6 protein-coding genes are annotated in these 6,914 nt (G+C 41.0%); 5 read left to right on the top strand and 1 reads right to left on the bottom strand.

The window, feature by feature from the left end:
- Positions 1-1,089: branched-chain amino acid aminotransferase (locus ACLL8Z_RS07860; RefSeq protein WP_411274221.1), on the top strand; the 1,089-nt coding region annotated here is incomplete at its 5' end.
- 55 nt (positions 1,090-1,144) lie between these two features.
- Here ACLL8Z_RS07860 and ACLL8Z_RS07855 read toward each other — a convergent pair.
- Entirely contained in the window at positions 1,145-2,962 is a 1,818-nt protein-coding gene (locus tag ACLL8Z_RS07855) for a hypothetical protein (protein WP_411274220.1), read from the bottom strand.
- A gap of 169 nt (positions 2,963-3,131) precedes the next feature.
- Here ACLL8Z_RS07855 and miaB point away from each other — a divergent pair, with 169 nt between their 5' ends.
- The 4 genes from miaB to ACLL8Z_RS07835 form a co-directional block, all read left to right on the top strand.
- Entirely contained in the window at positions 3,132-4,616 is a 1,485-nt protein-coding gene (gene miaB / locus ACLL8Z_RS07850; protein WP_411274219.1) for a tRNA (N6-isopentenyl adenosine(37)-C2)-methylthiotransferase MiaB, read from the top strand.
- 35 nt (positions 4,617-4,651) lie between these two features.
- On the top strand, positions 4,652-5,884 hold the full coding sequence (locus ACLL8Z_RS07845) for a sigma-54 interaction domain-containing protein (RefSeq protein ID WP_411274218.1): 1,233 nt from the start codon (positions 4,652-4,654) through the stop codon (positions 5,882-5,884).
- Positions 5,885-5,897: 13 nt separating this feature from the next.
- Positions 5,898-6,416 carry an LptE family protein gene (locus tag ACLL8Z_RS07840; protein ID WP_411274217.1) on the top strand — a complete coding sequence of 173 codons (519 nt, stop codon included), beginning with the start codon at positions 5,898-5,900 and terminating at the stop codon, positions 6,414-6,416.
- A 33-nt stretch (positions 6,417-6,449) separates the two neighbouring features.
- A partial coding sequence (locus ACLL8Z_RS07835; protein WP_411274216.1) for a hypothetical protein occupies positions 6,450-6,914 on the top strand: 465 nt, incomplete at its 3' end.

Below are 6,914 nucleotides of genomic sequence, written 5' to 3'. Positions count from 1 at the left end.
ATCCCAATTAAACTTACCATGTTGACCGATACTTTAAATATTTCTGTTACTAAAACAACGGCGTCACGTCTTGCCGGGACGGATTTTGAAAACCTGCCTTTTGGCAAAACTTTTTCTGACCACATGTTCATCGCTGATTATGAAGGCGGCGAATGGAAAAATTTTCAGATAGTACCTTACGGGGATATTGTTTTAAGCCCAGCAATATCTGCCCTTCACTACGGACAAGCCTTCTTTGAAGGAATCAAAGCTTATAAACATGTCGATGGAAAAATTGCGATCTTTCGTCCTGAGAAAAATGCTGAACGTTCAAATGCCTCTGCGGAACGTTTATGTATGCCCCCAATTCCCGTAGATATGTATCTGCAGGCCCTTTCTGCCATCGTAGAAATGGATAAAGACTGGGTGCCCACAAAAGAGGGTCATAGTCTGTATATCAGGCCATTTATGTTTGCTACAGATCCTTTTTTGGGTGTAACACCTTCTGAGACTTACAAGTTTATCATTCTTACCGGTCCTGTTGGCCCTTACTTTTCAAAAAACCTTAAGGTGAAAATTGAAACCAGCTTCTCAAGAGCGAGTGATGGCGGATTTGGTTTTGCGAAGGCTGCGGGTAATTATGGCGGTTCGATGCTGCCTTTACGGCGGGCAACAGAAGAAGGTTTTGATCAGCTTATTTGGACAGATTCACGCGAACATGCTTATATCGAAGAGCTGGGCGCAGCTAATATTATGTTTATGATAGACGGAAAAGTGATAACTCCGTCAACGCGGGATACAATCCTAAAGGGTGTAACTCGCGATGCCGTAATTACTCTTGCCAAAACCTGGGGCATTGAGGTAGAAGAAAGGCGTGTTTCGGTAGCAGAAATCCTGGCTGGAATAAAAGAAGGCCGAATCACTGATGCTTTTGGAGTAGGTACAGCAGCAACTATTGCCCATATTGCCGAAATAGGCCATGAGGGTGAAATTTATACTCTACCTGATCCTGCTAATCGGGAATTCTCAAACCGCCTGTTAAAAACTTTAAACGAGATCAGGTACGGACGTGTGGCGGATGAATTTGGCTGGAACTTCTTAGTAGTTTAAATTTCTCTTTATGATATTGTAAGAACCTGCCTCTTTCAGGCAGGTTCTTTTGTGATTACTTATCCCCAATCCTTTCAATCCTGTTTGACCTTCTCTTCTCTTTCCTCCTCTCGCGTTCGTCTTTCCTTTCCTCTCTCTGGAATCGTTCAATTTCCATTTTTTCTAAACGCGACTTAATTTCCCGCTGAGTTCCCGCGTCCAATCCAATGCTTCCAAGAAGAGCTGAGGAGATCCCTTTCCAGATCATATTGAAAAATGACGAATGATTTGGCCTGGCATAATTAAAACTGACCTTTCTTACAGTGCGACCTGGAGTTGGATTATCGCTTTCAATGATCAGAACGTTCGCAAATATTGAAGCAATTCCCCGACGCTTTAACCAGGTAGTTTTTTCACTTCTTTCGAGTAAGGCTATTTTGAGATTATTATAATAACAGGTTAAGGAGCCCCTAACTCTTTCCGTGCTTCCTTCTCCATTAAATATCATGCGTTTCAAAGAGCCGGATTTAATCTCAATGAGCGATAATGGACGAATAGCAGCGTTAAACATATTGGCATCCATACTTCCTACATCGCCTTTAAAATTAAAAGCCCCGGTTGGCGAAGCCAGATCAAATTGCATGTTTACGTTAAACCTGCCCCGGTCCATAAGCAGTGCAGTAAGCTTGGCTTCAGTGTTACTGTTTCTGCTCAGACTTGTCGAGTCATTTGTAAGATTAAATACTCTTCCGTTGATTTTACTAAATGTCACGGTGCCCTTCCGTCTCGAATCAGGGTTGAACTCCGAATAGTTTACACGCGAATCAAAGATCGATATTGTGTCAAGAATGACATCAAGTTTAAAGCGCTGCAGGACTAACTGCGGGAAATTCATACCCCGGTCCCTAAGAGAATCCGGCATCGACCGATTTAAAAATATCGAAAAATCTGCCTTTTGCATTGTCAGTCCAGATGCTATCAGACGCCTGTTTATATTAAGCATCTTATAATCAATATTGTTCAGCTGCATCTCCTGTACGTTGAAAGCATACCTATCTTTCTGGACCTTAAAATGCAGTGAAAATTCCATTTCATCGAGGCGGGGCATCAGCCGCAAGCCCTTCACTTTTGCGAAGCCTTTTGCTGTAGAAGCAGTTAACTGTTGGATATTAATTGTATAAAGGCTATCTTCAGTTATGCTCTTATATGAATTAAGTTCAGCATAAATATCGCGGGTATGGTATAAACGCGACTTATCAAATTGCGAGATTGAATCTATGAGCAGATCTGTAACCTTTATGGTTAAACCCTTAAGATTGGTAACTTTTTCAGGCGCTATACTTTGATCGACATATTGAAAGTCGGCATCCTGAAAAACTATATTTTGGACTTTTAATGACTTCAAATAGGGCTTAAGACGTTGCCAGGTAGTCCGGATATCGGGCTTTGTGGTTTCCTTATTACGCTTGCTATTGGTAAAAATTACCTGCAATTTCGGCTTGTCAATCACGATAGCGCCCATTTCAAGTATCCCGTTGAAATAAATTTTCCAGGGTTGCACCCTTTTCAGGATAAGTTCTTTCACTTCAACTTTATACAAATGTCGTGGAGCTAAACTATCGGTACTCATTTTACTAAATGTCGAAGTGTCGGGTACGAAGACAATATTTTTAACACTGATCCTGCCGCTTATGATGTTGGTACGGATATTCTCGAAATCGATACTGTATAGGCCATTAGTTGAAGTTTGAACAGCCTTTTTTATTTGTGTGGTAATAATAGGCTTCCAGCGATAGTTAAAGTAGATAGCAAGCCCTGCTAGCAAGATCCCCAGGCATATAACCACATAAAAAGCCAATCTCCATCTTCCGATCCCTGTACGTTTAAGCCCCATAGTTATTCTTCAATGTTAATTATTCAAACTTTAATTATCGTGAATGACTTAAGCTAATAATATATCAAGCTCAATTTAATAAAGTTTATCAGCTTTTTTCCAAATACTGTTACTGCCAAACTGTCATTAAAGAGAAAAATTCGTATTTTTACGGCCTAATTCCTATAAAATGTTTGACGGGCCTGCTGATCTGATAAATGCTTTACAACCTCAGTTACATGACGAATCACGTCAGGGTGAGGCATTGGTGATCGAACGTATGCAAAAACATAAAGGACGTAAACTGTACATTGAAAGCTATGGTTGTGCTATGAATTTCGCTGATAGTGAAATTGTGGCTTCTATTATGCTTGACATGGGTTTCGAAACAACTTCACAATACAAAGAGGCAGATGTAATTTTCATCAACACCTGTTCAATCCGGGATAATGCGGAACAAAGGGTGCGGAACCGTCTGAGGGAATTTAGCGCTGCAAAACGTAAAAGCCCGGGAATGACTATTGGGGTGCTTGGGTGTATGGCCGAACGCCTGAAATCTAAGTTTTTGGAGGAAGAGAAGCTCGTAGACATTGTCATTGGTCCTGATTCTTACCGCGATCTTCCAAACCTCATTAATCAAGCTGATGAGGGTGCAAGAGCAGTGAATGTCCTTTTATCACGCGAAGAAACCTATGCGGATATTAGCCCTGTGAGATTAAATAGCAATGGTATTTCGGCATTTGTTTCAATTATGCGGGGCTGTGATAATATGTGTTCTTTCTGCGTAGTACCTTTCACCAGAGGAAGGGAAAGAAGCCGCGATCCGTATTCAATTGTCGAAGAAGCACGTGAATTGTTTAGGAACGGATATAAGGAAGTTACCCTTCTGGGACAGAATGTGGATTCGTATAAATGGAATGCAGAGAATAAAGTTGAAGAGACGGGAAACGTCGAACTTGAAACCGGCAACGGAGAATTTAGACATACCAATTTTGCACAACTGCTGGAAAAGGTCGCATTAATTGACCCTCAACTTCGGGTACGTTTCTCGACGTCCCATCCCAAAGACATTACTGATGAAGTTCTGCATACCATGGTGAAATATAATAATATCTGTAATCATATTCATTTACCTGTTCAGTCAGGAAACACACGTGTGCTTGAATTGATGAATCGTACCTACACCCGGGAATGGTACCTCGAGCGGATTGATACAATTAAAAAGATTATTCCCGATTGTGCTATTTCCACCGATGTGATTATTGGTTTTTGTACTGAAACCGAGGATGAGCACCGCGACACTTTAAGCATGATGGATTATGTGCAGTATGATTTTGCTTACATGTATACCTACTCCGAACGTCCCGGCACACTCGCTGCGAAAAGATTTGAGGACGATATCCCTCAAGATGTAAAAACCAAACGATTTAATCAAATACTGGTAAAACAACAAGAGGGGTCACACCGAAGACTACTCAACCATATCGGCAAAACTTACCGTGTACTGATCGATGGGCTTTCCAAAAAATCAGACCTCGATTTTTCGGGAAAAACTGAATACAATATTACAGTGATATTTCCCGTGAATAGGGATTATAAGCCGGGAGATTACGTAAATGTTCAAATTGAACGGTGTACACCGGCGACTTTATTAGGAAAGATAGTTAAGAATTGACGAATGCAATTTTAGCGTTCGATATACAGAAAAATATGGATGTTCAAGACATAAAAAACCGTTTTGGAATAATTGGAAATTCCCCTCTTCTCAATAGGGCGATTGATATTGCAAGGCAGGTTGCCCCTACAGACATTTCCGTTTTGATTTCAGGGGAGAGCGGCAGTGGTAAGGAAGTATTCTCTCATATTATTCATTCCCTGAGCCCGCGTAAGCATGGTCCATTTATAGCCGTCAACTGCGGCGCCATACCTGAAGGAACAATTGACTCAGAGCTTTTCGGACACGAGAAAGGTTCGTTCACTGGAGCTTCTGATGCACGTAAGGGGTATTTCGAAGTAGTAGACGGCGGAACTATATTTCTGGATGAAGTTGCGGAATTGCCGCTGGGTACTCAAGCTCGTCTACTGCGTGTATTGGAAACTGGCGAATATATACGGGTCGGTTCATCGAAGGTTCAAAAGACGAATGTAAGAGTGATGGCTGCAACAAACAAGGATGTATTCGAAGCGGTGATGGCTGGAAAATTTCGGGAAGACCTCTATTACAGGCTAAATACGGTGCCCCTTAAAGTACCTGCATTGCGTGAGCGGAAAGAGGATATCAACTTGCTATTCCGGAAGTTCATTGCCGATTTTACCGATAAATATCGAAGTCCTTCAGTTCAGCTTGACGAAAGTGCGCAGCAAATGCTTATGGATTATAGCTGGCCGGGAAATGTTCGTCAACTAAAGAATATTGCTGAGCAGATTGCTGTCCTTGAGAAGGAACGGAATTTGACAGCACAACATCTTTTGAATTATATACCTAATGAAGCCGGCAGCACGTTGCCCATGCGAATACGTAACCAAGAAAAAGAGGATTTCTCGGAAAGAGATATTCTTTACAAGGTGCTGTTTGATATGAAAAAAGACATGACCGACTTGAAAAAGCTTGTCGCGGAAATCATACAAAATGGCGGAAACACTGCGGAATTCCAACCAAATCAACAGGTACTTAATAAGCTTTACCGCGATATCGAGCTGCCCTCGAACAATAACGTTTCTCCAGACCCACACAAGCTAATCATCCATCAGCCTAATGATAAATCTTATAACATAACTCATGAGGCTGAAGAATTTGAAGAATCTCTATCACTTATTGACAAGGAATCGGATCTAATTAAAAAAGCACTTAAAAAGCATAAAGGCAAACGAAAATTAGCTGCGCGGGAACTCGGAATATCAGAGCGAACTCTATATCGCAAAATTAAAGAATTAGAACTTTAGTTAACTTGAAAATATGTACTCACGCTTAAAATCGGTCATTTTCTGTGTAATTATTACCGCTGTACTTTTTTTTAATTCCTGCGGTGTTTATACATTTTCCGGGGCTTCCATCCCGGAGGAAATGAAGACCATCTCCGTTCAATTCTTCGAAAATAATTCAATTTTGGTGGTCCCATATCTTAGCAATCAATTTACAGAAGCGTTAAAAGAAAGAATAAGAAATCAATCCCGCCTAAGTATAGAACGGGGAGAAGCAGATGCAAATTTTGAAGGGCGTATCACAGATTATACAGTTCGGCCTGTGGCCATACAGGGTAATGAACGCGCCGGGCTAACGCGGATCACTGTAACTGTAAGTGTGAAATATACAAACACTTTAAAACCAGAACTGAGTTTCGACGAATCTTTTAATGCCAGTCAGGAATTCAGCTTAAATCAGGGTTCCTTAGAATCGCAACAGCAGAAACTAATTACCGTAATTAACCGGCAATTGTCAGAACTTATCTTCAACAGAGCTTTCGCGAATTGGTAAATATTTTTTAGCTTTCAAAAATTAGACAGCATAGTGGAACAGAAAAATTCTCAGGAGCTCGACCAGAAAAAATTTTCTAATCTGGTTTATGATCCTTCTTTAATAAATGCTGGTGATACAGGTGTGTTGGCAGATTTGATTGAAAAATATCCTTATGCGCAGTTGCTTAGGTCATTCTATAGCCGCTCGCTTGTTGACTCGCAACCGACTTCGTTTGAGAAAGAACTAAATAAAGCGGCATTATATTTTCCGGACAGGGCAATTCTCAGAACGATTATCGAGGATCCGGACTCAATGAAGAGTAAAATGCGCGCCTTAGGTTTTAATGGCCAGATCATTAATGAAATAGCGGATCCTATTCAGATCGAAGAAGATAATGCGGGAGGGGAAACGACAATTGACGAACACGTCCTCATAGAAGAAGAGCAGATAGAAATTTTTGAAGAAATTGAAGAAGCCGCCCAGGACCTAAGTCATGCTTCTAAAGAAAAAATAGCG

Source organism: Daejeonella sp., from assembly GCF_046590655.1.
GTDB lineage: Bacteria > Bacteroidota > Bacteroidia > Sphingobacteriales > Sphingobacteriaceae > Daejeonella.
The sequence above is the reverse complement of the archived record's forward strand: the minus strand, read 5'-3'. Positions and strand labels throughout refer to the sequence as shown.